Annotated in this window: 1 protein-coding gene; it reads right to left on the reverse strand. The window is 28.9% G+C overall.

The features are described from left to right. Window positions 1–741: 741 nt before the first annotated feature. Window positions 742–2184: an oligopeptide:H+ symporter gene (locus LI_RS07240; protein WP_011527409.1), complete on the reverse strand. Its 1443-nt coding sequence runs from the start codon at window positions 2182–2184 to the stop codon at window positions 742–744. Window positions 2185–2860 lie beyond the last annotated feature (676 nt).

The raw sequence follows: 2860 nt of genomic DNA on the forward strand, positions 1-2860 counted from the left end.
TGTATCAGTGTTGATATATTATTATTATTATTATTATTATTATTATTATTTATTATCTTCCTTATATAACTATTAAGAATTATTATAAAGAGATATGGATGGAATATTGTTCTAATAGAGATAAAAATAAGAAGAAGGTTAAAGGTTGCTAGGAAGGATTATAAATGAACCAAGGGGATATTTTGTGTTGTTGTGATTTCTTGAAAACATAGGGTTTCCTCCTCTCCTACTATTGTTTTCAATGAGCTCTTCATTTTTAGGGAGGGGGTTGAAGAGTCTTCACAGAGGTTACACAAAAGGGTGTTACCCCCTTGGGGAATTTGTAATACTATTTAAAGAATAAATACTATTAAGTGAGAAAGTAGTAGTTGGCTTATAGAGCGTTACTCTTTCCTGAACATGATAGGAAGTTATTACAAATAGATTTATAAATAGTATAGATAGCTATATTTGTCATTTTTCTAAGATTTGTTAGTCTACAAACATTATTTTGTGTATTTGTTACCATTAAAGGGATATCCTTTTCATTAATAACTTTGCTATATTTTTTGTTAATTTTTTAGGAAAGTATTTTTCATTTAGTAGTGATAACAACTAAAAATATTAGTTTAATATTTTTAGTATTAAGCAGTATTATATAAGCAGTTTACTAAAATATTAGTAAACTAATATTAATAACTATACTTTTTTTTTATTTTTAGCAACTATTTTTTTCACTATTACTATTTATTAGGTATCCAGTCATTTTTTTAAGCTAAGTTTTTTAGTGAGCGTTGGTGCAATAGCAGCCATACAAAGAGTTCCAAACAGTGAAGCACTTCCAAGAGCAAGGAAAAGCGCTGCATAATTATTGGTTAGTTGTGAAGTAGGAATATTCATTTCTGGATGGATACCAACTTGAGCTGCTATAAATCCTCCAAAAATTGTAGCAAGTGCTTGTGAAATAAACCAAGCACCCATCATGAATCCTGTACTTCTTTGAGGAGCAAGTTTTGCTATCATAGCAAGTCCTAGGCCACTGATTAATAATTCTCCAATACTAAGGAAAAAGTATGTAATAACAACCCAGTTTCCAGAGATAATACCTTCGCATGATTGTGTATAACTTGCAGCAACACCTAACGATAAAAAGGCAAGAGCACAACAGAACATTCCTGCAGCAAATTTAGAAGGTAAAGAGACGTATTTTGCTGAGTGGCTAAAAATATATGCCATGATAGGGCTTGCAGCAATAATCCATACAGGATTGAGACTTTGGAAGGCTGCAGGTTCTATAGGAAAGTCTAAAATCATATGGTCTGTGCAACGGATAACAAAGAGATTAAGGGAGGTTGGCATTTGTTGATAGAGAATATAAAAACCAACAGCTTCGACAATAAGAAAAAGGCAAACAATAAGTTTTTTTCTTTCTTGACTATTGGAAAGTTTGATTTCTCGAAAGATCATAAGTAATACTATAATTGCAGCACAGTATAACATGGTATAGGCAATATAAAGGTGACTAAGTAAAACCATGGAAATACCACTGATACCTATTACTATACTGAGAAGAACAACAATATCACCTAGGGATAGTGGTTCAAATCCTGGAGGTGAATCAAGACCTACAAGCCATTTTCGTTTAATTATAAAGGCTAAGATAGCAAGAGTGAGCCCTATGACGCTGCTTCCAAAAGCCATATGGAATCCAAATGCTGTATAAAGATATGGCACAATAAGCATGGAAATAAACGAGCCTAAATTAATAGACATATAATATAATGTGAATGCGCTTTCGGCCTTTGGATGTTCATAAGGGAATATTTTTGCTATTAATGTTGAAGGGTTTGCTTTAAAAAGTGTATTCCCTGCGATAATAATACTAAGTGCCATTGTGATGGTTCCATTTGTACCTATAAAAAGGATTAGATAACCACATAGTAGAGTAATAGCTCCTGCTAAAAGCGTACGTTGGGTTCCAATAATTTTGTCTCCAATCCATCCGCCAATGAACATAAAAGTATATGCAAGACCAATAAAGGCACTAAATAGATTTTCAGCAGTAGCATCAGACATACGTAAGTCTTGAATCATGAAGAGGACAAAAATAGCTTGAATACCATAAAACCCAAAACGTTCCCATAGTTCTACAAAAAAAATGAGTTTAAAAGCTGGGGGGAAATATTTGGATATGGAAGAAGACATGATAGTTCTCCATGTGTTGATCAGTAACTTTTAATGGATATTGAGTAATAAAAAAAGAGATTAGATTTTTTGTTGGAACAAATAGGTAAGCAATGTAGGATATAATTAGAACTTTTCTAATATATAAGAACTCAAAGTCATTAAATCAACCCATAATAACCATTTTTTATTACCACTATCCCTATTTACTCTAACCCTTTTTAAATATAGTATGAACTATCGTTCATGATATATAAAGGGGTTCATATAGCTAGATATATGAATATACTGTTATCTATTGTGTCGTATTTTAATATTTTTTCATTACTGAACTAATATCTTATATTAAATCTATTATTGTCTACTACTAATTTAATACATAAATAACTATATGCATTATTAATGTACATATATTATAGTAATATTAGTTATATATTTTTATAAATGCAAAAAATGTTTTATTTATTAAATTTTAATTGTTATTCAATTAACTATATTAATACTTTTTAATAAAAAAGTTATATATATATATATAGTATATTTATTTTATTTTATTTCTAATGTATTTAGAAAAAAAATAATATATAATTATATGTACTATTAAAATTTAAATTCATTTGTTAATTAGGAATACATTAAATATATGTAAGTTTATAGTAATATTTTATAATAATTTTTATTAATAAATAAGTATTTT

It is taken from the genome of Lawsonia intracellularis PHE/MN1-00 (genome assembly GCF_000055945.1).
Lineage (GTDB): Bacteria > Desulfobacterota > Desulfovibrionia > Desulfovibrionales > Desulfovibrionaceae > Bilophila > Bilophila intracellularis.

Excerpts from the sequence above, each read along its gene's own strand:
- LI_RS07240 (WP_011527409.1), bottom strand. The coding sequence starts at position 2,184 with ATGTCTTCTTCCATATCCAAATATTTCCCCCCAGCTTTTAAACTCATT.